Source organism: Streptomyces sp. TN58, assembly GCF_001941845.1.
Classification (GTDB): domain Bacteria; phylum Actinomycetota; class Actinomycetes; order Streptomycetales; family Streptomycetaceae; genus Streptomyces.
This window is the reverse complement of record NZ_CP018870.1, coordinates 4,830,161-4,854,732: the sequence shown is the minus strand read 5'-3', so window position 1 is coordinate 4,854,732 and position 24,572 is coordinate 4,830,161. Positions and strand designations below refer to the sequence as shown.

Sequence of the window (24,572 nt, the reverse complement as noted above, 5' to 3'; positions counted from 1 at the left end):
GGCCGCGGTCCTCCCGAGAGGACTGCGGCCCGGCGCCCCGCTCCGGCAGGCGGTGTCCGTCAGCCGCGGAGGGCCTGGACCGCGGCGTCGAGCCGCTTGCCGAAGTCGCCGTCCGCCTGGCGGAAGTTGTCGATCGCGCGCTCGACGATGTCGTCGCGGGAGACCTTGGCGATGAAGCCGGACAGGTTCTCGATCAGGCGGGCCTTCTCGTCCTCGGAGTAGAGGCGGTAGAGGTTGCCGGCCTGGACGAAGTCGTTGTCCTCGCTGTGCACCGCGGCGGCGTGGTTGCCCGTGCCCCCGGTGACGGGGATCGGCTGCCACAGCGGGCGGCCGGTCTCGTGCGGGCCGCCGAAGCTGTTCGGCTCGTAGTTCTTCGCGCCCTTGTGGCGGCCGTCGTACAGGTGGCCGTCACGGGAGTTGGTGCGCGCCTCGGTGGCGTGCGGACGGTTGACCGGCAGGTGGTCGGCGTTGATGCCGACGCGGTAGCGGTGGGCGTCGCCGTAGCCGAAGAGGCGGCCCTGGAGCATCTTGTCCGGGGAGGGGCCTATGCCGGGGACGAAGTGGGCCGGGGAGAAGATGCTCTGCTCGACCTCGGCGAAGACGTTCTCGGGGTTGCGGTTGAGCTCCAGCTTGCCGATCTCGATCGGCGGGTAGTCCGCGTGCGGCCACACCTTGGTGAGGTCGAACGGGTTGAAGCGGTAGGTCGCCGCCTCGGCCGCCGGCATGATCTGGACCTGCACGGTCCAGGTGGGGAAGTCGCCGCGCTCGATGGCCTCGCGCAGGTCGCGCTGGTGGCTGTCGGGGTCCTCGCCGGCGAGCCGGTTGGCCTCGGCCTGGGTGAGGTTCCTGATGCCCTGGTCGGTCTTGAAGTGGTACTTGACCCAGAAGACCTCGCCGGCCTCGTTGTTCCACTGGAACGTGTGCGAGCCGTAGCCGTTCATGTGGCGGTAGGAGGCCGGGATGCCACGGTCGCCGAACAGCCAGGTCACCTGGTGGGTGGACTCGGGCGACAGGCCCCAGAAGTCCCAGACGTTGTCCGCCTCCTGCGAGCCGGTGTACGGGTCGCGCTTCTGGGTGTGGATGAAGTCGGGGAACTTGACGGCGTCCCTGATGAAGAACACCGGGGTGTTGTTGCCGACGAGGTCGTAGTTGCCCTCCTCGGTGTAGAACTTCAGCGCCCAGCCGCGGGGGTCGCGCACCGCGTCTGCGCTGCCGAGGCTGCCCGCGACGGTCGAGAAGCGCAGGAAGGTCTCGGTCTGCTTGCCGACCTCGGAGAGGAACTTGGCGCGCGTCCACTGCGAGACGTCGCGGGTCAGGGTGAAGGTGCCGTACGCACCGGCGCCGCGGGCGTGGACCACGCGCTCCGGGATGCGCTCGCGGTTGAAGTGCGCGAGCTTCTCCAGCAGGAGCTGGTCCTGGACCAGAACGGGACCGCCGATACCGGCCGTCTCGCTGTTCTGGTTGTCGGCCACCGGCGCTCCGGCCTCCGTGGTGAGCGGTCCCTGCGTCACGTGCGCCTCCTGCGTCATCGCTGCGTCCTGTGCTGTGTCCTGCCTCGGCCTTCGCCGTACTCGATCCTACAATGGACTTAGTCCAAGTCAAGCAAGCATCCAAGTCCACACCTGTTCGGGAGTTACACCGAATCCCCTCACTGTTAGGCTGGTGTCCATGAGTGACCTGCTGGAACGACTTCGCGGACGCGGCTGGCGCATGACGGCCCAGCGGCGCGTCGTGGCCGAGGTGCTCGACGGTGACCACGTGCACCTGACAGCCGACGAGGTGCACGCACGCGCCGTGGCCAAGCTGCCCGAGATCTCGCGCGCGACCGTCTACAACACCCTGGGCGAGCTCGTCTCCCTCGGCGAGGTCCTGGAAGTCGCCACGGACCGGCGCGCCAAGCGGTACGACCCCAACGCCCACCGGCCCCACCAGCACCTGGTCTGCGCCCGGTGCGGCGCCATCCGGGACGTGCACCCGGCGGGCAACCCGCTGGCCGACCTGCCGGACTCGGAGCGCTTCGGCTTCTCCGTCTCGGCGGTCGAGGTGACCTACCGCGGCGTCTGCCCGACCTGCGCGGGCGCCTGAGCACCTGCTCGCCTGCGCCTGAGGCCCGGACAACGGGAGCGGCCCGGACCCTTCGGGGTCCGGGCCGCTGCGCGTATCGGGACGCTTCGCCGGTGGAAACGACCCCGGAAACGACTCAGGGCCCGGATCCACTGGATCCGGGCCCTGAGCCTTCAGTAGCGGGGACAGGATTTGAACCTGCGACCTCTGGGTTATGAGCCCAGCGAGCTACCGAGCTGCTCCACCCCGCGTCGGTGAACCCAACGTTACGTGAACGCCCCCGGCAGATGCAAATCGCCTGAGCGCGGCCCGTGGCCGTGGCCCGGGGCCACAGCCCCCGGGCCACGGTCACGCCGAAAGTTCCTCAGCCAGCGCCTCGCGCAGCCGGGCGGCACGCTCCGAGACCTCCGCCGGGCCCAGCTCCATGGCGCGGGCGCACCACTTCTGGCCCTCCGCGAGGTCGCCGTGGCGGGCCGCCAGCAGGCCCAGGCGCAGGGCGGCGCGGCCGTGGCCGGCCACCGCGGCGCGGGTCCACCACAGGGCGGCCTCCGGCTCGCTGCCCTCGCGGGCCAGCAGCAGCCCCAGGTTGAACGCGCCGTTGCGGGAGCCGGCCTCCGCCGCCTCCCGGTACCAGCGGGCGGCCGCCTCCATGTCACCGCGGGCGGCGGCCAGCATCCCGACGCGCACCTGGGCCCGGCGGTGCCCCAGCTCGGCAGCCCGCTCGTACCACTCCTCGCTCTCGGTACGGGGGGCGCTGCCCACCGGCTCGCCCAGCGCCGGCGGCTCCGGCGGCGGAGCCAGGGACTCCAGCAGCGCGGCCAGGCGGAACGCCGCCTCCGCACTGCCCCCGCCCGCCGCACAGCGCAGGTGTCGCTCGGCGGCCCGCTCCTCCCCGTCCCGGACCAGGGCGATCCCGACCTGGAGCGCCGCGTCGGTGTGTCCGGCCGAGGCGGCCCGCTCGTACCACTTCAGCGCCGTACGGTCCTCGTCGCGGCTGGCGAAGAGGATCCCGAGGTTGAACGCGGCGTCCACGCTGCCCGCCTCGGCGGCCTTCGAGAACCACGGCTCGGCGCCCGCAGCGTCCCCGACCTGGAGCAGCATGATGGCCAGCGCGTTGGCCGCCTCGCGGTGTCCGGCGTAGGCGGCGCGCCGGTACCACTGCTCGGCCTGCGCGGTCCGGTCCTGTGCCGCACACAGCAGAGCAAGGTTGTACGCCCCGTTTTGATCGCCGGCGTCCATGGCGGTCCGGTACCAGCGCTCGGCGGTCTGGGTCTCGCCCCGCGCGGCGTGCAGCGCGCCCAGGGCGTTCGCGGCGTTGCCGTCGCCGTCCTGCGCCGCTCTGTGCCACCACGCGGCCGCGCTGTCCTCGTCGCCGGCGTCGCGCAGCAGGAAGCCGAGCGCGCACGCGGCCCGCGCCTCGCCCTGCTTGGCGGAGGTCAGGTACCAGCGCCCCGCCTCCTTCAGCTCCCCGCGCGCCTCCAGCAGCGCGCCCAGGTGCAGGGCGGCGCGCCGGTGCCCGCGCGCGGCGGCCTGCCGGTACCACTGCTCGGCCTCGGCGGGGTCGCCCTTGCGCAGGTGCCGTGCCAGCCGGTAGGCGGCCTCGCGGTGGCCCTGTTCGGCGGCGGCCCGGAACCACCGCTCCACTCCCTTGTCCCCGCGGTGTTCCAGCAGGTCGGCCAGTCCGAAGGCGCCCAGTGCATGGCCGGACTCCGCCGCCTGGCGCAGCCAGTACTCGGCGGCCGGCTCGTCTCCGCGCTCGCGGAAGTGGCGGCCCAGGGCGTGCGCGGCGGGGGCGGACCCGGCCACGGCGGCGACCCGCCACCAGCCCGCGGCCTCCTCGGGGTAGCCGCGCTGGAGCAGCAGGACGCCCAGGTTGTTGGCGGCGGCGCGGTCACCCTCGGCGGTGGCCCCTCGCAGGTACGGCTCGGCGCCGTCCAGGTCCCCGCGGCGCAGCAGGAGCGCGCCGAGCACGCTCATGGCACCGGGGTCGCCCTTGTCGGCGGCCACCCGGTGCCGGGCCTCCAGTTCGGCGTCGCTCGCCGCGTCGGTCTCGGCGAACATCTCCTGCGCGAAATCCGCATCGGTCAGTGCGGTCTGCGTGTCGGCAACCGGTGCCGACTCGTTGGCTCCTGTGCCCGCTTCGGCCTGCGCCCTCACAAACCGCCCTGTCTCCAGCAGAGTTGACCTGTCCCCCATAAATCCCATCGTCGCATCACCTGCTACCCGCGTACACCTGGTATGTCGCAGTCAGTGAGGTCACTACAGCGTTTTGTCGACATGCCCACAGTGAGGTAAGTCAAACACGCTCCTACCCCAACTCACCCTCCCCAGCTACCGCGTGTCCGGTTCGGACATGACGAAGGCCCGGATCCCATGGATCCGGGCCTTCGTCTTCAGTAGCGGGGACAGGATTTGAACCTGCGACCTCTGGGTTATGAGCCCAGCGAGCTACCGAGCTGCTCCACCCCGCGTCGGTGAAACCACAGTATCACGACGCGGGACGGAGCCCTCACGGATTGATCATCAGCCGCCCGACGGAGGGGGCGTGGCCTTCGCCTCGGCCTCGATCGCCCGCTTCAGCGCGGCCTTGATCTCGTCCTGTGCCTTGCCGTAGGCCGCCCAGTCGCCGGACTGCCGGGCCTTCTCGGCGTCCTCGACGGCCTTCTGCGCGTCGGCGAGGGCCGCCTTGACCGTCGGATCCTGGTTGGTCGGCGGCGTGACGGTGCCTTCGCCCGGCGGCTGCGCCGGCGGCACCGGCGTGGTCGGGGCCTCGGCTCCGAAGACCACGTTCAGCGCCTTCTCCAGGGTGTCCTCGAAGGCGGTCTGGTTGCCGTAGGTCACCAGCACCTTGCGCAGCAGCGGGTACTTCAGCCCGGAGCTGCGGACGTACACCGGCTCGACGTAGAGCATCCCGCCGTCGAGCGGCACGGCGAGCAGGTTGCCGTACTCGATCTCCGAGTCGCCGCCGCGGAGCAGGCGGATGGACTCGGCGATCTTCGGTTCGGACTGGAACTTGCTCTGCACCTGGCCCGGGCCGTCCGGCGGCTTGCTGGTCGGCATCTTCAGGATTCTGATCTTGCCGTAGTCCGCGGTGCCCGGATCGGCGTTGACCGACATGAAGGCGCTGAGGTTGGGCCGCTCGTTCGGCGTGAACGTCGTGGTGAGGGAGAAGACCTGGTCCTTCTCCTTCTGGCCCGGCATCTTCATCGACAGGTAGTACGGCGGAACGGCCGTACCGGCCTTGGTCGTCGGGTCGTCGGGGACGGCCCAGGCCTCGCTGCCGCTGAGGAAGGTCTGCGGGTCGGTGACGTGGTACCGGGTCAGCAGCTCGCGCTGGACCTTGAAGAGGTCCTGCGGGTAGCGGAGGTGGTCCATGAGCGGCTTGGCGATCTCGCTCTTGGGCTTCACCGTGCCCGGGAACGCCTTCATCCAGGTCTTCAGGACCGGGTCCTGGGTGTCCCACTGGTACAGGTCGACCGAGCCGTCGTAGGCGTCGACGGTGGCCTTCACCGAGTTGCGGATGTAGTTGACCTGGTTCTCCTGGGCGACCACCGCGCGCTGGCTGTTGGTCAGCGAGTCCGCGGTGCTCTGGCCCAGCGTGGTGCGCGAGGCGTACGGGTAGCCGTTGGTGGTCGTGTAGGCGTCGACGATCCACTTGATCCGCCCGTCGACCACGGCCGGGTACGGAGCCCCGTCGATCGTCAGCCACGGCGCGACGGCCTCGACGCGCTGCTTGGGCGTGCGGTTGTAGAGGATCCGCGAGCCGTCGCCGATGGCGCCCGAGTAGAGGATCTGCGGCTCGCTGAAGGTCAGCGCGTAGGCGGCCCGGTTGACCGGGTTGGCGAGGTTGACGCCGGAGTTGCCCTGGTAGCTGGTCTCCTTCTCGCCCTTGTCGTCGGAGTAGTCGAGCTCCTTCTGCGGGCCGCCGACGATCGAGTACTGCTTCGTCTGCTCGCCGTAGTAGATGCGCTGCTCGAAGTCCGTGCCGAACATCCCCTTGGAGGGGAGGTCGGACTGGGTGAAGTCGGGGGCGCCGTCCTTGACCGTGGTGCCCTTGGCCGCGACCACGCCGTAGCCGTGCGTGTACTTGAAGTGGTCGTTGATCCAGTTGTTCTTCGGGATGCCGCCGATGTTCAGCTCGCGCAGCCCGATCACCGTGTCCTGGCCGCTGTACCGGTCCACGGCGAGCGTGGACGGGAAGGCGTAGTAGCCCTTGACCTGCTGGAGCTGCTGGAAGGCCGGCGAGACGATGTTGGGGTCGAGGATGCGGATGCTGGCCGTGGTGTCGGCCTGCGGCCGCAGCTTGCTCCGGTCCTCCGTCTGCGGGGCCCCCGGGTAGTCCGTGACCTCGGAGCCGGCGATCCCGTAGGCGTCACGCGTGGCCTTGATGTTCTTCTGGACGTACGGGGATTCCTTGGCCTGCTCGTTCGGCTGGACCTGGAACTTCTGCACGATCGCCGGGTAGAGCCCGCCGATCAGGATCGCGGAGAGCACCATCAGGCCGAAGCCGATCACCGGCAGCTGCCAGGTGCGGCGCCACAGCGTCGCGAAGAACAGCACGGCGCAGATCGCGGCGATGGCCACGAGGATCGTCTTCGCCGGCAGGTAGGCGTTGGCGTCGACGTACCGCAGGCCCGTCCAGTTGTCGGCGGCCTTGAAGTCGCTGGACTTGACGGCCAGCCCGTACCGGTCGAGCCAGTACGCGACCGCCTTGAGCGTCACGAAGAGGCCGAGCAGCACCGAGAGGTGCCCGGTCGCGGCGGCGGTGGCCCGGGCGCCCGGGCTGGTCACGCGCAGTCCGCCGTACAGGTAGTGCACGACGGTCGCGGCGATCACCGACAGGACGACGGCGGCGAAGCCGAAGCCGAGCAGGAAGCGGTACCAGGGCAGGTCGAAGGTGTAGAAGGACACGTCCATGTGGAACTGGGGGTCCTTCGTGCCGAAGGGCACCCCGTTCACGTACATGAGCCAGGTCTTCCACTGGCCCGCCGCCGAGGCTCCGGCGATCAGGCCGACGAGCACCGAGATGCCCAGCAGCAGCCACTTCTTGTACGGGGCGATGCTCATCCGGTAGCGGTCGAGGCTCTGCTGCTCCATCGACATCGCGCTGAGCGGCGGCCGCAGCCGGTGCGCCAGCCAGATGTTCAGCCCGACGGCGCCCGTCATCAGCAGGCCGAAGACGGCGAAGAGACCGATCTTGGTCCACAGTGTGGTGGTGAAGACCGTGGAGTACTTCACGGAGCGGAACCAGAGCCAGTCCGTCCAGAAGCCGGCGAACATGATGAAGAGCATGCCCAGGACGGCCAGCACGCCCAAAGTCATAAGGAGAGTGCGTGCACGCCGGGAGGGGCGTCCGACTCTCATCCGTGGCCCGGAAGGGCCTCCGCCGCGGTCCGGCATCTGGAAAGCCAAGGTGCGCACCTCGAAAGTCGCTGAGTACTGGTATTGAACGGACCCCCGATCGTAGAGCCCATTCATGCAACTTACTGAGGCTCCGGTCAGTTCCCGGTATGCGGGGGAAAGGAGGCAGGATGTTGTCCATGTCCAACGTTTCGCCTTCCCCCACGCCGCCCGACAAGCCGACTCCGTCGGCGGGCCCCATGGCGGCCAGCCCGCTGACCCGCGCCTGCCTTGAGATCGACGAGTACGCGGCAGGCCTCGGCTGGGACAAGCCCGCGCGGCTGTTCGCGCTGGTCGACACCGCCCGGCTCAAGAAGCAGGAGCCACGCCTCGCCTCGCAGCTCGGCCTCGACCAGGACGACGCCGGCAAGAGCTCCTTCACCCCCATCGAGCAGGACACCGTCCCGGCGGGGACCCCGCTCGACAAGTTCCTCGGCACCATCGCCTGGCCCGACGCCGTCGCGGGGTGCGCCCTGACCGTGGAGCGCCTGATGCTGCCGCCGTCCGCGGAGGCCTCCGTACCGGAGGGTCTGAGCGACAAGCAGCTGGCGAAGTGGGTCGCCGGACACCCGGAGCGGCAGGAGGTCCGCATCACCGTGGCGGTGCTGCGCGACGGTTCGCGCGAGTCGGCCGTACGGCTGCGCGAGAAGGACTCCTCGACGGAGGTCCTGACCGGCGGGGGCCTGGTGCCCGGCCTGGCCGAGGCGCTGGCCGCGACCTTCGCCTGAGGGCTGTCCCGGGCGGACCGGTCAGGGCTTGGCGCTGCACTGCGGCAGCCCGGCCGTGTCCCCCTTGCTGATCTTCTGCAGCGACTCCATGGCGTCGTCGATGGTGGAGACCTTCACCAGCGTCAGCCCGTCGGGCACGTTGGAGGCGGCGGAGGCGCAGTTGTCGGCGGGCGTCAGGAAGTACTCGGCGCCGGCCTTGCGGGCGCCTATGGTCTTCATCTGGATGCCGCCGATCGGGCCGACCTTGCCGGCGTCGTCGATGGTTCCGGTGCCCGCGACGAACTTCCCGCCGGTCAGGTCCTCCGGTGTGAGCTTGTCGACGATGCCGAGGGCGAACATCAGCCCCGCGCTCGGGCCGCCGACGTCGGCGAGCTTGATGTCGATCGCGAACGGGAAGGTGTGGTCGCTGCCGGCCCGGATGCCGACGATGGCACGGCCGTCGCCCTCCGCCTTGCCCGCGGTGATCGTGACCTTGGAGGTGCCGGCGGGCTCCCGGCCGGCCTTCGCCGCCGCGGCGGCGTCGGCCGCGGGCACGACGGTGAACTCGACCGGTTCGCCGGGCTTGTGCTTGGTGACGAGCTTGGCCACGTCCTCGGGGGCGGTCACGGGAGCGCCGTCGACGGCCTTGACCACGTCACCGGCGTGCAGCTTGCCCTCGGAGGGGCTTCCCTTGACGACCGTGGAGACGATCACGCGGGCGGTGACCGGGATGCCGATCTGCTTGAGGGCCGCGACCTTGGCGCTCTGCTGCGACTGGCTGAACTCCTCGGCGTTCTCCTGGGTGGACTCCGCGTCGGTCTTGCCGTTGGGGTAGAGGTTCTCGTGGGGGACGACGATGTTGTCGCCGGCCAGCCATCCGTAGACGGCCTCCACCAGGTTCATCTCGTAGTCGGCGCCCGTGACGCGGACCGTCGTCATGTTGAGGTGGCCGCTGGTCGGGTACGTCTTGCGTCCCGAGATGTTCAGAACGGGCTCGCCGTGCGAGTCACCGAGCGTGTTCACGGTCGGGCCGGGGCTCATCTCGGAGTACGGGACCTTGATGAACACCCCTGCGCAGAGCAGCGCGAACAGCACCAGGGTGGAGGCGAGCATCGTCGCGGTGCGGCGTGGCATGGTTCCGACAGTACGGGACTGCCCCGGCGCGCGGCCCTCGGGGCCGGTCCGTACGGGGTTCGTACGCGAAACTCTCAGCGGAAACTCAGCGGAATCTCAGACGGCGTCGGAGGCGGAGGCCGCCTCGGCCTTCGCGCCCGTCCGGTCGGCAGGGCCGAGACCCTGGCCGTTGCCCATGGCCTCGCGGAACCGTGCGTAGCCCGCGAGCTCGGATATGTCGCCCTGCGTGCGGTCGCGAGCCGCCCAGCTGCCCCATATCGCCGCTCCGATCGCGGCGAACAGCGGAATCAGCAACCACGCCAGAGATGCCATGGGCGCGCCTCCCTACCCCGAAGTGCGTTTCGTTGGTGGCTTCAACGCTCGTGCCCGTGGGGGGGTTACGCAAATCGAGGGCGTGTTGCGCGGCCGAACGGGTGTGAGGCTACCCGTCGGCCGCCGCCGCCCCGCAGCCGGGGTCAGCAGGCGCCGACCCACTCCTCGGAGCCGTCGGAGAACGTCACCTCCCCCATGGTCCCCCTTGCACTGCTCGGCGCCGGGGCGCCTCACAGGCCGCGCGGGACTGCGTCGGACTCCGTCCGCCGGCCGGTCGTGGCCGCGGGCTCAGCAGGCGCCGACCCACTCCTCGGAGCCGTCGGAGAACGTCTGGTGCTTCCAGATGGGGACCTCGTGCTTGAGGTCGTCGATCAGCATCCGGCACGCCTCGAAGGCCTCCCCGCGGTGCGGGCAGGAGACGGCCACGACCACGGCCAGGTCGCCGACGGCGAGGTCGCCCACGCGGTGCACGGCGGCCAGGGCGCGGACCGGGTACTTGGCCACGACGCGTTCGGCGATCCTGCGCATCTCGGCCTCGGCCGTGGGGTGGCAGGAGTAGCCGAGCGAGTCGACGTCCGCCCCGCCGTCGTGGTTGCGCACCGTGCCGACGAACAGCGTCGTGCCGCCCGTGGCGTCGTCGCCGACGGCCTTGAAGACCTCGTCGATCGAGAGCGGGGTGTCACGGATTTCGAGCAGCCGGACGGGGTCCTGGGCGGCCTGCTCGCCGGGGTGGTCGAAGTGCGGTGCCATACCGTCCATCGTGCCCTAGCCGCCGACACGGCGAAATAGCTGATTCGCCCGGCCCGCGGCCCCCGCCTTGGGAGCCTCCTACAGGATCGGACCGCCCCGGCACACGGCCGGGCTCAGAGGCCGCGCCGCTTCCGGGCGAGGCGTACCGCGGCGGCCGCGCCCAGCAGGGCGACGGTCGCGCCCGCCGCGCCGGCGGCCGTGGCGGCGTCCCTGCGCCCGAGCCGGCGGCCCGCGACCGTGTGGCGGCCCGCGACCTCCTGCAGGAGCTCGGCCAGGACCTCCTCGTTGGTCCAGCGCGGCCGCCAGCCCGCCGCGTGCAGCCCGCTGACGCTCACCACCCAGGGGTGCATCGTGTACGCGAGGTCGCCGGCCGGGGACGGGGTCAGGCCGATGCGGTGCAGGCGGGCCGCGGCGCCGAGCGCCACGGCCGAGGGCAGCTCCATGCGGCGGATGCCGCTCAGCTCCTCGACCTCCTCCTGCTCCAGCCACCCCTCGCAGCCGACGGCCAGCTCGCCCTCCGCCTTCTCCAGCGCCGCGTACTCCAGGGCGCTGACCAGGTCCTCCACGTGGCAGAACTGCCAGGTGGGGCGGGAGCCGGCGACCACGAGCAGGCGCGGGGACTCGAAGTACCGGGTCAGGGCGGTGTCGGTGCCGCCGACCAGGACCGCGGGGCGCACCACGGTGACGTTCAGGCCCGGGTGGGCGCGGGGGGCCCTGCGGCCGAGCCGTTCGATCTCCAGGAGGTCGCCGACGCCGGTCGCCTCGGCGGTGGCCCGCAGCTCGGAGTCCTCCGACAGCGGGATGTCGTTGTCGGCCAGGGCCCCGTAGACCATCGCGGAGGTACAGAGCACGACCCGGTGCACGCCGGCCGCGGCGGCCGCCGTGAGGACGGTCTGGGTCCCGCGCACGTTGTAGGCGGTGCGGGCCGCCGGGTCCGTCTCCAGGTCGAGGTCGAGGGCGAGGTGGACCACGACGTCCGCCCCGCGCAGCTTCTCGGCGATCGCGGGGTCGCGTACGTCGAGGACGTGCCACTGTGCGGCGGCGCAGTCCCCACGCCGCTCGTCGATGGCGACGACCTGCCTGACCTCGTCGGAGGCGGCGAGCCGGCTCACGAGGGCGGCGCCGACGCCCGTGGCGGCGCCGGTCACGGCGATCACGGGGCTGGGCCGGCGGGGGCCTTCGGGGTTTCGCGGCTGGCGAACGCCGGGGGCGCCGTCACCGTGCTCGGGGCGGTCTGCGTCCTGCGTCGCGCGGCTGCGCTTATCCGAAACGTGCGGATCTGGGGAACTCACCGGGCGTCTCCAGCGGTTGTCTTCAGTAGGGACGCGCCGTGACGCGTACCCCACCAGGTGATGTCCATCCTGCCGCAGCCCAGGAGCGGGCGGAGCACCGAGCCCGGATGCGGGCTGCGGTGTCTAGGCTGGGTGGTGATGTCCGACCGTTGCCCGCCGGCGCCCGCCGGCGGCCCTAAGAGCCGAGGAAACCCGTGAGCGACACCCCATTCGGATTCGGCCTTCCGCCCGAGGAGCCGGACAACGGCGACGAAGGCAGGAAGAAGGGCGACCAGGGCGCGGGCGGTCAGGGCGGCCCCGCGAATCCCTTCGGGTTCCCGGGCATGGGGCTGCCGGGCGCGGGCGGCCCCGGCGGTGCGGACAATCCGTTCGCCGCGATGTTCGGTTCGATGAACCCCAACGACCTCGGTGCCGCCTTCCAGCAGCTCGGCCAGATGCTCAGCTACGAGGGCGGTCCCGTGAACTGGGACATGGCCAAGAACATCGCCCGCCAGACCGTCGCGCAGGGCACGGCGGACGGTGTGAAGGACACCAGCGTCGGCATCGCCGAGAAGTCGGCCGTCGAGGAGGCCGTGCGCCTGGCCGACCACTGGCTGGACGGCGTGACCTCGCTGCCCTCGGGTGCCACCACGGCGGTGGCGTGGAGCCGCGCCGAGTGGGTGGAGGCCACCCTCCCGGTGTGGAAGGAGCTCGTGGACCCGGTCGCCGAGCGCGTCGGCGCGGCCATGGGCGGTGTCCTGCCCGAGGAGATGCAGGCCATGGCGGGCCCGCTGCTCGGCATGATGCGCTCCATGGGCGGTGCCATGTTCGGCCAGCAGATCGGCCAGGCCGTGGGCACGCTCGCCGGCGAGGTCGTCGGCTCGACCGACATCGGCCTGCCGCTGGGTCCGGCGGGCAAGGCCGCGCTGCTCCCGCTGAACATCGCGGGCTTCGGCAAGGACCTGGGCGTTCCCTCGGACGAGGTTCGGCTGTACCTGGCGCTGCGCGAGGCCGCCCACGCCCGGCTGTTCGCGCACGTCCCGTGGCTGCGCTCGCACCTGTTCGGGGCCGTCGAGGGTTATGCCCGCGGCATCAAGGTGGACACCTCGAAGCTGGAGGACGTGGTCGGGCAGCTGGACCCGTCCAACCCGGAGCAGCTCCAGGAGGCCCTTCAGGGCGGCATGTTCCAGCCGGAGGACACCCCCGAGCAGAAGGCGGCCCTGGCCCGTCTGGAGACGGCGCTCGCGCTGGTCGAGGGCTGGGTCGACGCGGTGGTGCACGAGGCCGCCAAGCCGCGGCTGACCTCGGCGGACGCCATGCGCGAGACCATGCGCCGGCGGCGCGCCTCGGGCGGCCCGGCGGAGCAGACCTTCGCGACGCTGATCGGCCTGGAGCTGCGTCCGCGCAGGCTGCGGGACGCCTCGCGGCTGTGGGCCTCGCTCACCGACGCGCGCGGTGTGGACGGGCGCGACGGGCTGTGGGAGCACCCGGACATGCTGCCGACGGCTTCCGACCTGGACGACCCGGACGGCTTCGTGCACCGCGAGCAGCTGGACTTCTCCGAGATCGACAAGATGCTCGGCGAAGCCGCCCAGAAGCGGGAGCAGCAGGGCGACGACGAAGGCGACGGGACGAAGTGAGCCTGCACGACGACGCGGCCCTGGTCCTGAAGGGCTACGAGGACCAGGCCGAGCTGCGCGATCTGTACCTGGAGCACCTGGCCTCCCACCCGGACGGGGTCTACAAGCCGTGCGAGGCGGGCCACCTGACGGCGAGCGCGCTGGTGATCGACCCGGTGCGGGAGCGGGTCCTGCTGACCCTGCACCGGAAGCTGGGCATGTGGCTGCAGATGGGCGGGCACTGCGAGGACGGTGACGCGACGCTGGCGGAGGTGGCCCTGCGCGAGGGCCGCGAGGAGTCGGGGATCGAGGAGGGGCTGACCCTGCTGCCCGGCGGCCCGGTGCGCCTGGACCGGCATCCCATTCCGGCACCCTGCAACTGGCACCTGGACGTGCAGTACGCCGCGCTGGCCCCGGCCGGGGCCGTGGCGGCGATCAGCGACGAGTCCCTGGACCTGCGCTGGTTCCCGTACGAGGAGGTGTCCTCGGTGGCCGACACCTCGGTGGTCCTGCTGCTGGAGGCGACCCTGGCGCGGCTCGCCGCTGCGGGCTGAGGCGCCTCTGGCTGCGTCGGCGAGGGGCAGCGCGGGGGCGTGACGGAAGTGCATGACGAAGGGGCGGTCCCTCGCGGGGCCGCCCCTTCGCCGTGCCGGATCAGTTCCAGGCGTTGTTCTGGTTCTGGGCGTGGGCGCCGTGCTGTCCCACGCCGAACTGCGCGGCGACGCCCTGTCCGATCTGGGCGTTCTGCGGCGGCAGTGCCTCGCTGGGCTGCACCAGCGCGATACCGGTGCCGAGGAAGCTCAGCTCCCAGCCCTCGCCGGTGTTGCCGCGCCGCCGCCAGACGCCGGTGGAGTGCGTCTGGGCCTGCATCTGCACTCGCAGCGAGGTGGACCAGGCGACGATGGCGTCCGCGTCGACGTTGACGTACTTGTCGGGCGTGACGTGCATCATCAGCGGCTGCCCGGAGGTCATCAGGGCGACCTTGCCGCGGCCGGAGATGTTGAGCTGGTACTTGCCGGAGCCGGAGATCCCGTACTGGCTGTCCACCGCGATGACCTCGGTGTGCAGGGTGGAGTCCAGGGCCAGGACGTAGCTGCTGTCGACGGTGAGGCCCTCCTGGTCCACGTCCACCACGTGGACGTACTGGGCCAGGTTGGCGAAGTAGACCGTGCCCTGCCCGGAGCAGCGCATGAGGTCCAGGCCCTCGCCGGTGCGGCGGCGGGCGTTGCGCTGGCTCGTGGTCTGGTACTCGCCGTCGAAGTCGATGATCCCCTGGTAGGCGACCATCGCGCCCTTGCGGGCGAGTACGTCGTCGGAGCCCGTCAGCGAGACCCGCAGCAGCTGCGGGTTCTGGACGGTGTACCGGTCCTGGGACTGCGCCTCGGCGTAGGCGAAAAGTGCGCTCTGCATGATGTGTCCGCTCCCCCTCAGCCCCGGACCCGGAGCCGGTCGGTGCTGTCCTCGCTGGGCTGTACGACGACGATGCCCTGGCCGGAGAAGGCCATCTGGTAGGCCTCCCCGCTGCCCCGGCCGAGCATCGACGAGGCCTTGAAGCTGCGCTTGCCCTTGACCTTCAGGTTCGGCGACCAGGCGACGAGCGCGTCGGGGTCGACGTACGTCTCGTCCTCGCCGCGGCCGCAGTCGACCACGATCGGGGTGCCGCGCGAGGTCAGGGCGACCCAGCCGGTGCCCGCGACCTGGACGTTGAACAGGCCCTGGCCGGCGAACTTCGCCAGGCCCTTGACCCGCTCGACGCCCCACTGGAGGTGCGCGTCGAAGGCGAGGAGGTTGGTGCCGTTGACCGACAGCGAGTCGTTGTTGAGGTTGATGACGACGACATCGGCGCCGTAGTCGGCGAGGTACAGGAGGCCGTCGCCGGTGCACTTCATCAGGGGTGCGCCCTCGCCCGTGGCCCACTGCGAGGCCATCTGGCGGACGGCCGGCGGGTTGGGCTCGTACTGCACGAAGCCCTCGTAGGCGACCATCGAGCCGGTGCGGGCGAAGAGGTCCTGGCCGCTCTGCATGGCGACCTTGAGCATGGACCGCCCGTGGTTCTCCATGCGGGCCGTGACGGGGGTCGGGGCGAAGCCCGCGAGCTGCTGGTTCATTGCGTTCATGTCGGGCTCCCTCAGACCTCGTACGGCTGGACGACGATGAAGTTGCCGGGGGCGCCGCGGAACTGGAGGTTCACGGTCTCCCCGCTGTGGCCGGGGTAGGCGTTGCGCCGCAGTCGGACCTGGCTGGAAAGGATCACCTGCGAGGCGGCGGACCACGCCACGATGGCATTGCTGTCCGCGAAGGTCGTCGGGGTGACGGGCAGCACGACCGGGACGCCGTGGGTCTTGACGATCACCGTGCCGGTTCCCTGGAACTGCATGGTGAACAGGGCGCCGCCGGGGATGCCGTGGCCCTCGATCCGGCGGACCTCGTGCTGGAGGGACTCGTCGAAGGCGAGGACGTTCTCCGCGGAGACGCAGATGGCGTCGCCCTGGAGCTCGATGGCGTGCAGGTGCGCGCCGTTCTCCGCGAGGAAGACCTGGCCGCGTCCGGTGCAGCGCATGAGCTGCATCTCCTGGCCGGTGGCGTTGCCGACGATGCGGCCGGCGAAGCCGGCGCCCTTGTAGCTGAAGTCGACCTTGCCCTGGTACAGGACCATGCTGCCCTGGCGGGCGAGGACGGCCTGGCCGCCCATCGCCAGGTCGACCCGCATGAGCTGCTGGTTCTGCGGGGTCCAGCGGGAGCCGGTCGGGGCCTCCTTGTACGGCTGGAGGGCCGCGGCGAGGCCGGCCGCGGGGGCCGCGGCCTGCGGGGCGTAGCCGGGCTGCTGGCCGGGGGCCTGCCCCGGCATCTGGCCCGGGACCTGCCCGAAGGGGGTCTGCTGCCCGTAGCCGCCGGGGGCGGGCGGCGGCACCTGGCCCGGGTACTGCCCGGGGACCTGGCCGTAGGAGGGCTGCTGCGGCGGCTGGCCGTAGGGCGCGGGGGCCTGCGGGGCCAGGGGCGCCGCCATGGTGGGCGCGGCGTGCACCGGGGCGGCCGGCGCGGGCTGCTGGTACTGCGGCTGGGGGGCGGCCGGCGCGGGTGCCGGAGCAGGCGCGCCGAAGGACGGGGCGGGGGCCGGGGCCTGCGGGGCGGGCGCGGGGGCACCGAAGGACGGGGCCGGGGCGGCCGCCTGCGGGGCGGGCGCGGGGGCACCGAAGGACGGGGCCGGGGCGGCCGCCTGCGGCGGCGGGGCGAAGCCGGGGGCGCCGGCCGCCGGGGCCTGCTGCTGCGGCTGCTCCTCCTCGGCGACCTCGCCGCCGAAGTTCTTCAGGAGGGCGTCGAGGCCTCCGTCGAAGCCCTGGCCGACGGCGGCGAAGCGCCATACGTCCTTCAGGTAGAAGTCGCCGAGCATGACGGCCCGCTCGGTGCTGAACTCCGCGCCGGTGAAGGCGTAGCGGACGACCTCTTCGCCGCCGGCCACGATTCGGATGTGGCCCGGGCCGATCTGCGACATCTGTCCGGCGCCGTCGATGGTGGCGGTGAAGGACAGCTTGTGGATGGACGGCGGAACGCGGTCCAGGGTCACCCGGAAGGATTCCGTGTCACCGGCCTGCGGGCCGAGTAGCTGGATGGACTCCTCCGGCGACTTCGGCTGGTTGAAGAAGACGAAGTAGCGGTCGTCCGAGAGCTGCTCGTTGGCGTCGAGGCCGAAACAGCTGATGTCGAAGGTGAGCCCGGGGGCGGCGATCTGGACGCCTACGTACAGATCGGTGCCCGCCGTGAGATCACTGACCTTGGCCTTGTGGCCGCGTTGGAATTCCCTTGCCATGCGTAACGACGTCCCCCATCCCGACTGAGCATTCGTGCCGCACAGGCTAACGGCATCTGCCGACATCCGGCCAAGCCGGTACCAAGCCGGTACACATCACGCTGTGTGATACATCGGGCGGCGGGCCGGGCCGGGGCGGCCCGGCCAGGCCGGTTGGCGTGGTCATTCCTCGCGGGCGGCGGGCACCTGCGGCAGGCGCTCGGCGGCCACCACTCCCTCCAGGTAGCCCCGGGCCCGCTCGGTGCGCGGGTACGCCTCCAGCAGTTCCCAGAAGCGGGGTCCGTGGCCGGGAACGAGGAGGTGGGCCAGCTCGTGCAGGAGGACGTAGTCGACGACGTACTCCGGCATGCCCTGCAGACGGTGTGAGAGCCGGATGCTGCCTTCGGCCGGGGTGCAGGAGCCCCAGCGGGTGTTCTGATTGGTGACCCAGCGGACCGAGCGGGGGCGGGCGCGGCCGTCGAAGTACTGCTCGGACAAACGCTCGGCGCGTTCGGTGAGTTCCGCGTCTCCGAGGGTGCGTCTGCTCTCCTGGGCGGCCAGCTTCTCCAGCATGACGCCCACCCAGCGCTGCTCCTCGGCCTCGGACATCCGGGCAGGGATGAGGACGACCGTACGGTCACCCTCGCGGTAGGCGGATACGGTCCTGCGGCGGCGCGCGCTCCGGCGGACTTCGACGGCGCGCTGCGTGGGGTCGGCGGACACGCCACGACGTTACCCGGTGCCGGTGGCGGAAGTCCCGCGCGCCGGGGCTTCCGGCCCGGGCGGTTCGCGGCCCGTCCCGACGCGGCATCACTCTTCATCTCATATGCCGAATACCTCCCACCTGTGGACAAACTCCTGCACGGATCGCGGCGGACGGGCACTGTGGCCGGAGCGGGAGGAGCGGCGGTTGTGAAGCCGCGGCTCGCGGACTCACAGGGACGGACAGGCAGGGGGTCGGACATGTTTCCGAGGGTGAAGCCGGCGTTGGCGCGGGCCTGGCGGGATCTGCAGACGGTGCAGTTCGGGGTGACACCGGCGCATGCGGTGGTGCTGGGTCCCGTGGACACGGCGACGGGTGCGCTCATCGACCGGATCGACGGGACGCGGGGGATGGAGCTGCTGCGCGGCGAGGCGGCGCGGATGGGCTTGCCGGACGGCCTGGCCGACGCCTTGGTCAGACGGCTGGCGGGGGCCGGTCTGCTCGACGACGCCTCGGCGGGCGGCCCGCGGGCGCAGGCCCTGCGCAGCCATCCGGAGGTCCTGGAGCGGCTGGGCCCGGACCTGGGTTCGCTTTCGCTGGTCCACCGGGAGCCCGGTGGGGACCTGCGGGGGATCGCCGCCCGCCGGGCGATACGGGTCCGGGTGCGCGGGAGCGGCCGGGTGGGAGCCGTGGTCGCGGCGGTCCTGGCGGGGGCGGGCGTGGGGCGTGTCGAAGTGCTCGACGGTGGACGGGTGGAGCCGGGGGACGTGGCGCCGGGCGGACTGGGGAGCGCGAGCGTGGGCCGGATGCGGGCCGAGGCCGCGGAGGCCGCCGTACGCTCCGCGGTACCTGGTCCCGGCCCGCGGGCCGGGGAGGGGGAGGGTGCGGATCCGGGGTTGTCCCTGGTGGTGGTCGCGCCGCGGGACGGGCTGGACGCGTGGGCTCCTGATCCGGACACCGCGGCCGACTGGGTCGCCTCGGGCGTTCCGCACCTGTACGCGGGGGTGTTGGAGGGCACGGGCGTGGTGGGGCCGCTGGTGCTGCCGGGGACGACGGCGTGCGCGGGGTGCATGGAGCGCGACCGCGTGGACCGGGACGCGGCCTGGCCGAGGATGCTCGTGCAGTGGCGCTCGTCCCGGCGCCGCCGCGGGGGCGCCTCCTGCGACCTGGGCCTGTCCGCGGCGGTGGCCGGGCTGGCCGCGGCCCACGCCCTCGCCTTCCTCGACGGTCAGCTGCCCGCCTCCACGGGGTCCCGCTGGGAGGCGGCCCTGCCCACCCTGCACTGGGATTCCGCCCCGGTCCGCCCCCATCCCGACTGCCCCTGCGGGGCGGCCGCGGAGTCCGCGGGGCGGCTCCGGCCGGCGGGCCGGGCCGCGGGGGGAGGATCGGGAGGGAACCCGCCAGGAGGGCCGTGACAGGATGCTCGGAGAACGAGGGTTCTGCCGAACCGCCGCTTGCGGCGCAGCTGTCTGGGTTTTGGAGGGGCGTATGTCTGATCTTCCCCGGAAGGCGGTCACCCGTACCGTCAAGCTGGCCTCGCTGCCGCTCGGCATCGCGGGTCGGGTCACGTGGGGGCTGGGCAAGCGGATCGGGGGGAAGTCCGCGGAGATCGTGGCGCGAGAGCTCCAGCAGCGCACCGCCGAGCAGTTGTTCCGCACCCTGGGTGAACTGAAGGGCGGCGCCATGAAGTTCGGGCAGGCCCTGTCGGTGTTCGAGTCCGCGCTGCCCGAGGAGGTCGCGGGGCCCTACCGGGCGGCGCTGACCAAGCTCCAGGAGGCGGCCCCGCCGTTGCCTGCCGCGACGGTGCACCAGGTGCTGACGGAGCGTCTCGGCGCCGACTGGCGGGACCTGTTCGAGGAGTTCGAGGACAAGCCGGCCGCGGCGGCCTCGATCGGGCAGGTGCACCGGGCGGTGTGGCACGACGGCCGGCAGGTGGCGGTCAAGGTCCAGTACCCGGGAGCCGGTGAGGCGCTGCTGTCGGACCTGAAGCAGCTGGGCCGGTTCGCGGGGCTGCTGGGCCCGCTGGTCCCCGGTATGGAGATCAAGCCTCTGATCAAGGAGTTGCGCGACCGGGTGTCGGAGGAGCTCGACTACGAGCTGGAGGCCGAGGCACAGCGGACGCACGCGGACGCCTTCGTGGACGACCCCGACGTGGTGGTCCCGGACGTGGTGCACCAGGGCGACCAGGTGCTCGTGACCGAGTGGCTGGACGGGACCCCGCTGTCGGAGGTGATCGCCGACGGCAGCGAGGAGGAGCGTGACCGCGCCGGGCAGTTGCTGGCCGGGTTCCTCTTCTCCGGCCCCGCCCGCACCGGTCTGCTGCACGCCGACCCGCACCCGGGCAACTTCCGGCTGATACCGGGGGCGGACGGCCGGATACGGCTGGGCGTGCTGGACTTCGGCACGGTCGACCGGCTGCCCGGCGGCTGGCCGAAGCCCATCGGCAGGTCTCTGCGGATGACGCTGGACGGCGACGCGGAGGGGGTCTACGGCCATCTGCGCGCCGAGGGGTTCGTGAAGGAGTCCGTCGAGCTGGACCCGGACGCCGTACTGGACTACCTGAAGCCGATCATCGAGCCCGCGGAGGCGGAGGAGTTCACCTTCACCCGGCCCTGGCTGCGCGGTCAGGCGGCGCGGATCGCCGATCCTCGCTCCCCCGCACACCAGTTGGGCCGGCAGATCAACCTGCCGCCTTCCTACCTGCTGATCCACCGCGTGACGCTGAGCACCATCGGCGTGCTGTGCCAGCTGGGAGCGACGGTGCGGCTGCGCGACGAACTGGACACCTGGCTGCCGGGGTTCGCCTCCGCGGAGTGAGGACCAGTGGGGTCAGGCAAGGTCCAGTGAGGTCCCCGGGGGAGGTGCTCCGCCCCCGGGAGGTCACCACCAGGAGGAGTCGAGCCTGCCCTCGATCGCCCTGAGGTTGGCGCGGGCGCATTCGACGCAGAAGTACTCTCTGGTCCCGTTCTCCACCGAACAGGTCCAGGTGGGCGGCGCTCCGCCGGGGGACTGTTTGCCGCAGCGCGCGCAGACGGCGACGGGCTGGGCCTCGGATCCCGACGGGTCGGGCTGGGGAGTCGGCTGGTCCACCTCCAGACGATACCTCCGCAGGGGGTGGACGAGCCCGCGCAACGCACCGGGGGGACCGGCCCCTTCGGACCGGTCCCCCCGGAGTGCTGCGTTCGGTTCTCAGTGCATGACGGCCATGGCCAGCGCCCGCCGGGCGCGCATCGAGACGCGCTCGGCTCGCCGCTGCATGCGGCGGGCGGCGACCAGGCGCAGGGCGTGACGCTCGGCGTCCACCTCGCGCATGCGCTCGTCCATATGGGCACGAGCCAGGGCTTCTGGGATGAGTTGCATTTCGCGGGTCCTGTTCTGACGCGAGGTGATCGCGCCGGTGGTGATGAAGTCTGCGTGGGCGGCGCCGTGGGGCTGCTCGCTCGTGGTGTAGGCGGTCATGAGGGCCTGCTTCAGGGGGTCGTGCGTCAGGGGGCGGTCGATGGTTCCGATGGCGGTCATGCCGAGACGACCGGGTTCTTGCGCGGACGGCCACGCGGCCGCTTCCGGGCTACGACGACTCCCTGGACGAAGAGCTCGCCACCCCAGACACCCCAGGGCTCGCGGCGCTCGACCGCTCCGGCGAGGCAGGCCTCGACCAGCGGGCAGGTGCGGCAGAGGGACTTGGCGTACTCGACGTCGGCCGGGGACTCGGCGAAGAAGACCTCGGGGTCGAAGGTACGGCAGGGAACCGGGACGCCGAGGTTCTCGATGGCGTCGTCGAGCGCGGTGAGCGCGGTGAGCGGGGTCAAGGTGTGGTCCTCCGGGACTGCGGGCGGGGAGATCGTTTGGGTCTGCGGTACGGACGGGGCGTGCGCTTCGAGTTGCACGGTGTTTTCTTCCTCGTCTTGTTCGGCTAGGCGTTCCGGCCGGTCGGCCGGGGTGGCTGGTACCTGGTTCTGCCAGTCCCGAGGCCCCTTCTCTGTCGTGGCCCCGGTCGGGGACAAACAGAAGGGCCGCGGATCCCGGGTGGGGTTCCGCGGCCCTGAAGGCGCCGGCCTGATCATGCGATCAGGCTGGATCACTCCAGGGTTCGAGCCCACGGAAGGCCCACATCAGGTGGTGCTGCTGCTTCGTCTGCTTCGTCAGGGATCCGGCACCGGCCGCGGCGGCAAATCCATAGGCGCCATGCGCCTGTGCTTCTGCTGCCAGTACTGCCACCGGTGCCTGGGTCGGTCGCTCATTGCGCTCGCTGATCGCAAGGGTCGCGAGGAGGGCGGGGCGGCCGGCGGAAATCGCGGACGCACCGGTGCCCAGAGCGGAGACGGAACCGAGCAGGCAGGAGGCATCAACCGAGCGATCGGTCATTTTGGTGAAGGTCATGAAGCTGGTCACTGGTCTCGCCTCCTCTCGGCGTCTCGGGGACCTGGCCCGAGGGCCCGTCCCATGCGTATTCGGATAAGTACAGCACGGATCCAGGGCTTCGGAGAAGCCACCGTTTCCGTTGCTAAGAACCTATGGGTCTTCGCAGGGCATGTGCAAACTATTTTTCCGACGAGTTTCTACGCGCCGTCAGGATCCTCACTCCCAGGCACCTGACCTGCGCAGATGGCCAGGACGTCGGCTCCGTACCGGTCAAGCTTGCGGCCGCCCACCCCGGAGATCATCGCAAGCTCGCCCGCCTCGGTGGGCGCGGCCTCCGCGATCGCCATCAGCGTCTTGTCCGTGAAGACGCAGTAGGCGGGCAGGCCCTGCTCCTTCGACTGGCCGGCGCGCCAGTCCCGCAGCCGCTCGTAGAGGCCCTCGTCCATGTCGGACGGACAGTCCTCGCAGCGCATCAGCTTCAGCTCGCCGGCCTCGGTCAGCGTCCTGCCGCAGACCCGGCAGCGCACCGGGCCGCGGCGGCCGCGCGCCCGGGGCGACCGCTCGGGGGCGGAGCCGCCCGGCCGGCTGCCCGGCGCGGCGGATCCCGGCCGCAGGCCGCTCAGGAAGCGGCTGGGGCGCCGGGTGGGCCTTCCCCCGGGGGCGCGGGAGAGCGCCCAGGAGAGGGTCAGGTGCAGTCGCGCCCGGGTGACGCCGACGTAGAGCAGGCGCCGCTCCTCCTCGACCTGGCCGTCGGTCTTGGCGTAGGTGATCGGCAGCATGCCGTCGGTGAGGCCGACGAGGAACACGGCGTCCCATTCCAGGCCCTTCGCCGCGTGCAGCGAGGCCAGAGTGACGCCCTGGACGGTCGGGGCGTGCTGGGCGGCCCTGCGCTCGTCCAGCTCGACCGTGAGGTCCGCGAGGGTGGCCCCGGGCCGGGTGCGGGCGAAGTCCTCGGCGAGCCGGAGCAGCGCGGCCACCGACTCCCACTGGTCGCGTACGGCGCCGGAGCCGGCGGGCGGCTCGGTGGTCCAGCCGGTGGAGCTGAGCACCGCCCGCACCTGGGAGCCGAGGTCGACGACGTCCTCCAGCAGGGGGTCGTTCCCGCCGGAACGGGCCGCTCCGCGCAGGGCGAGGATGGCCTTCTGGACTTCCTGCCGCTCGAAGAAGCGCTCGGCGCCGCGCAGCTGGTACGGGACCCCGGCGTCGGCGAGGGCCTGCTCGTAGACCTCCGACTGGGCGTTGATGCGGAAGAGCACGGCGATCTCGCCCGCCGGGACGCCCGCGGCGATCAGGTCGCGGATGCGGCGGGCGACGCCCTCGGCCTCGCCGGGCTCGTCGGCGTACTCGGCGTAGACCGGGTCGGGTCCGGGTTCGCGCTGGGAGACCAGCTCCAGGCGGTGCTCGGCGGCCCGCCCCGAGGCCTGCTTCAGCAGTCCGTTGGCGAGGTGCACCACCTGGGGGGTGGAGCGGTAGTCGCGGACCAGCTTGACCACGGTGGCGTGCGGATAGCGCGTGCGGAAGTTCAGCAGGTGGTCGGGGGTGGCGCCGGTGAAGGAGTAGATGGTCTGGCTGGCGTCGCCTACGACGCAGAGGCTGTCGCGCTCGCCGAGCCACAGGTCGAGCAGCCGCTGCTGGAGCGGGCTGACGTCCTGGTACTCGTCGACGACGAAGTGCTGGTACTGGCCGCGGATCTGCTCGGCGATGTCGTGGCGGTCCTGGAGGATGCCGACGGTCAGGAGCAGCACGTCCTCGAAGTCGATCATGCCGCGGTCGCGCTTGAGCTGTTCGTACGTCCCGTAGATCTGGGCGATCTCCGCCATGTCGCGGGGGGCCTCCCGGCCCGCCTTGAGAGCGGCCGCCGGATAGTCGGCGGGCACCGTCTGGGTGACCTTGGCCCACTCGATCTCGCCGGTGACGTCGCGCAGCTCGCCGCGGTCGAGGCGGATGCGGCAGCGGGCCCCCGCGTCGGCGACGAACTGGATCTTGCGCTCCAGCAGCCGGGGCACGTCCCCTCCGATGGCCTTGGGCCAGAAGTACTGGAGCTGGCGCAGGGCGGCGGAGTGGAAGGTGCGGGCCTGGACGCCGCCCGCGCCGAGCGCGCGCAGCCTGCCGCGCATCTCGCCGGCGGCCCGGTTGGTGAAGGTGACGGCGAGCACGCTGGCCGGCATGAGCCGGCCCGACCGGACCCCGTAGGCGATCCGGTGGGTGATCGCGCGGGTCTTGCCGGTGCCGGCTCCGGCCAGCACGCACACCGGTCCGCGCAGGCTGGTCGCGACCTCGCGCTGCTCCGGGTCGAGGCCCAGGAGCACCGCGTCGGCCGAGTCCGCTGCGGCGGTGAAGGAGGAGGAGTGCGTTGCTGCTGTCACTCCGCCATGCTGCCAGGTCTCGTGAGCCGGGCGGGAAATCTGTCCACAGGCGTCACCGATACGTCATATCAGTCACACCGGCGGTGCGGATGAGTAC

Annotated in this window: 22 protein-coding genes and 2 tRNA genes; 6 read left to right on the top strand and 18 right to left on the bottom strand. The window is 71.7% G+C overall.

Going from position 1 to position 24,572, the window contains the following annotated elements:
- Positions 1-59: 59 nt before the first annotated feature.
- A complete protein-coding gene (locus tag BSL84_RS22225) occupies positions 60-1,529 on the bottom strand; it encodes a catalase (protein WP_030030882.1) in 1,470 nt (489 codons plus the stop codon).
- A 139-nt stretch (positions 1,530-1,668) separates the two neighbouring features.
- Here BSL84_RS22225 and BSL84_RS22220 point away from each other — a divergent pair, with 139 nt between their 5' ends.
- Positions 1,669-2,085, top strand: coding sequence for a Fur family transcriptional regulator (locus BSL84_RS22220; RefSeq protein WP_030030883.1), 417 nt, complete (start codon positions 1,669-1,671; stop codon positions 2,083-2,085).
- A gap of 156 nt (positions 2,086-2,241) precedes the next feature.
- On the opposite strand, the gene BSL84_RS22215 is transcribed toward BSL84_RS22220, so the two are convergent.
- The 4 genes from BSL84_RS22215 to BSL84_RS22200 form a co-directional block, all read right to left on the bottom strand.
- Positions 2,242-2,315, bottom strand: a tRNA-Met gene (locus BSL84_RS22215).
- A gap of 97 nt (positions 2,316-2,412) precedes the next feature.
- Entirely contained in the window at positions 2,413-4,269 is a 1,857-nt protein-coding gene (locus BSL84_RS22210) for a tetratricopeptide repeat protein (RefSeq protein ID WP_107069691.1), read from the bottom strand.
- A gap of 192 nt (positions 4,270-4,461) precedes the next feature.
- Positions 4,462-4,535 (bottom strand) — tRNA-Met (locus BSL84_RS22205).
- 52 nt (positions 4,536-4,587) lie between these two features.
- Complete coding sequence (locus BSL84_RS22200) at positions 4,588-7,464, bottom strand: UPF0182 family protein (protein ID WP_045323352.1); 2,877 nt, start codon at positions 7,462-7,464, stop codon at positions 4,588-4,590.
- Positions 7,465-7,604: 140 nt separating this feature from the next.
- Between BSL84_RS22200 and BSL84_RS22195 the strand changes: the two genes are divergently transcribed.
- A complete protein-coding gene (locus BSL84_RS22195; protein ID WP_045323353.1) occupies positions 7,605-8,192 on the top strand; it encodes a PPA1309 family protein in 588 nt (195 codons plus the stop codon).
- A gap of 21 nt (positions 8,193-8,213) precedes the next feature.
- On the opposite strand, the gene BSL84_RS22190 is transcribed toward BSL84_RS22195, so the two are convergent.
- The 4 genes from BSL84_RS22190 to BSL84_RS22175 all read right to left on the bottom strand — a co-directional run bounded on the left by BSL84_RS22190 (position 8,214) and on the right by BSL84_RS22175 (position 11,659).
- Positions 8,214-9,305, bottom strand: a complete 1,092-nt coding sequence (locus BSL84_RS22190) for a PDZ domain-containing protein (RefSeq protein ID WP_030037202.1) — start codon at positions 9,303-9,305, stop codon at positions 8,214-8,216.
- 96 nt (positions 9,306-9,401) lie between these two features.
- On the bottom strand, positions 9,402-9,617 hold the full coding sequence (locus tag BSL84_RS22185) for a hypothetical protein (protein ID WP_030037204.1): 216 nt from the start codon (positions 9,615-9,617) through the stop codon (positions 9,402-9,404).
- Between the two features lie 288 nt (positions 9,618-9,905).
- Positions 9,906-10,367, bottom strand: coding sequence for a molybdenum cofactor biosynthesis protein MoaE (locus BSL84_RS22180; protein WP_030037206.1), 462 nt, complete (start codon positions 10,365-10,367; stop codon positions 9,906-9,908).
- Positions 10,368-10,480: 113 nt separating this feature from the next.
- A complete protein-coding gene (locus BSL84_RS22175; RefSeq protein ID WP_075970983.1) occupies positions 10,481-11,659 on the bottom strand; it encodes an SDR family oxidoreductase in 1,179 nt (392 codons plus the stop codon).
- 194 nt (positions 11,660-11,853) lie between these two features.
- On the opposite strand from BSL84_RS22175, the gene BSL84_RS22170 reads away from it, so the two are divergent.
- Both BSL84_RS22170 and BSL84_RS22165 read left to right on the top strand, forming a co-directional pair.
- A complete protein-coding gene (locus BSL84_RS22170; RefSeq protein ID WP_030029896.1) occupies positions 11,854-13,278 on the top strand; it encodes a zinc-dependent metalloprotease in 1,425 nt (474 codons plus the stop codon).
- Positions 13,275-13,811: an NUDIX hydrolase gene (locus tag BSL84_RS22165; RefSeq protein WP_030029894.1), complete on the top strand. Its 537-nt coding sequence runs from the start codon at positions 13,275-13,277 to the stop codon at positions 13,809-13,811. Before BSL84_RS22170 ends, BSL84_RS22165 begins: the two co-directional genes overlap by 4 nt.
- Before the next feature lie 100 nt (positions 13,812-13,911).
- Here BSL84_RS22165 and BSL84_RS22160 read toward each other — a convergent pair whose 3' ends face one another.
- The 4 genes from BSL84_RS22160 to BSL84_RS22145 all read right to left on the bottom strand — a co-directional run bounded on the left by BSL84_RS22160 (position 13,912) and on the right by BSL84_RS22145 (position 17,767).
- Complete coding sequence (locus BSL84_RS22160; RefSeq protein ID WP_030029892.1) at positions 13,912-14,667, bottom strand: AIM24 family protein; 756 nt, start codon at positions 14,665-14,667, stop codon at positions 13,912-13,914.
- A 17-nt stretch (positions 14,668-14,684) separates the two neighbouring features.
- A complete protein-coding gene (locus tag BSL84_RS22155; RefSeq protein ID WP_030029890.1) occupies positions 14,685-15,365 on the bottom strand; it encodes an AIM24 family protein in 681 nt (226 codons plus the stop codon).
- Positions 15,366-15,385: 20 nt separating this feature from the next.
- Positions 15,386-17,065, bottom strand: coding sequence for a TerD family protein (locus BSL84_RS22150; RefSeq protein WP_075970982.1), 1,680 nt, complete (start codon positions 17,063-17,065; stop codon positions 15,386-15,388).
- 162 nt (positions 17,066-17,227) lie between these two features.
- The gene (locus BSL84_RS22145) at positions 17,228-17,767 is read right to left on the bottom strand and encodes a M48 family metallopeptidase (protein WP_030029447.1); all 540 of its coding nucleotides are present in this window, start codon (positions 17,765-17,767) and stop codon (positions 17,228-17,230) included.
- Between the two features lie 240 nt (positions 17,768-18,007).
- On the opposite strand from BSL84_RS22145, the gene BSL84_RS22140 reads away from it, so the two are divergent.
- Both BSL84_RS22140 and BSL84_RS22135 read left to right on the top strand, forming a co-directional pair.
- Positions 18,008-19,162: a TOMM precursor leader peptide-binding protein gene (locus BSL84_RS22140; RefSeq protein WP_075972185.1), complete on the top strand. Its 1,155-nt coding sequence runs from the start codon at positions 18,008-18,010 to the stop codon at positions 19,160-19,162.
- Between the two features lie 73 nt (positions 19,163-19,235).
- Entirely contained in the window at positions 19,236-20,564 is a 1,329-nt protein-coding gene (locus tag BSL84_RS22135) for an ABC1 kinase family protein (RefSeq protein ID WP_030029450.1), read from the top strand.
- Between the two features lie 63 nt (positions 20,565-20,627).
- Here BSL84_RS22135 and BSL84_RS22130 read toward each other — a convergent pair whose 3' ends face one another.
- The 5 genes from BSL84_RS22130 to BSL84_RS22110 form a co-directional block, all read right to left on the bottom strand.
- Positions 20,628-20,837, bottom strand: coding sequence for a hypothetical protein (locus BSL84_RS22130; protein ID WP_030029451.1), 210 nt, complete (start codon positions 20,835-20,837; stop codon positions 20,628-20,630).
- Positions 20,838-20,936: 99 nt separating this feature from the next.
- Complete coding sequence (locus BSL84_RS22125) at positions 20,937-21,266, bottom strand: hypothetical protein (RefSeq protein WP_045323356.1); 330 nt, start codon at positions 21,264-21,266, stop codon at positions 20,937-20,939.
- Positions 21,263-21,634, bottom strand: a complete 372-nt coding sequence (locus BSL84_RS22120; protein WP_030029453.1) for a WhiB family transcriptional regulator — start codon at positions 21,632-21,634, stop codon at positions 21,263-21,265. The genes BSL84_RS22125 and BSL84_RS22120 overlap by 4 nt, the downstream gene beginning before the upstream one ends.
- A gap of 181 nt (positions 21,635-21,815) precedes the next feature.
- Entirely contained in the window at positions 21,816-22,127 is a 312-nt protein-coding gene (locus BSL84_RS22115; protein ID WP_030029454.1) for a hypothetical protein, read from the bottom strand.
- Between the two features lie 179 nt (positions 22,128-22,306).
- Complete coding sequence (locus BSL84_RS22110; RefSeq protein ID WP_199838739.1) at positions 22,307-24,475, bottom strand: ATP-dependent DNA helicase UvrD2; 2,169 nt, start codon at positions 24,473-24,475, stop codon at positions 22,307-22,309.
- Positions 24,476-24,572 lie beyond the last annotated feature (97 nt).